Here is a 210-nt window from a genome sequence, read left to right on the forward strand (position 1 = left end):
CAGTGTCCCCTTCGTCTAGAGGCCCAGGACACCGCCCTTTCACGGCGGTAACAGGGGTTCGAATCCCCTAGGGGACGCCAGCGTTCAACTGATGAGGTCAGACCTCCCAGGGGACGCCACTTGCTGGTTCGTGAGTGAAAGTCACCTGCCTTAATATCTCAAAACTCATCTTCGGGTGACGTTTGAGATATTTGCTCTTTAAAAATCTGG

General features: G+C 53.3%; 1 tRNA gene. It reads left to right on the forward strand.

The window, feature by feature from the left end:
• Positions 1–4 precede the first annotated feature (4 nt).
• Positions 5–80: transfer RNA gene (locus OGX75_RS00020), tRNA-Glu, on the forward strand.
• Positions 81–210 lie beyond the last annotated feature (130 nt).

Source organism: Citrobacter sp. CK199, from assembly GCF_030333285.1.
Classification (GTDB): Bacteria; Pseudomonadota; Gammaproteobacteria; order Enterobacterales; family Enterobacteriaceae; genus Citrobacter_B; species Citrobacter_B koseri.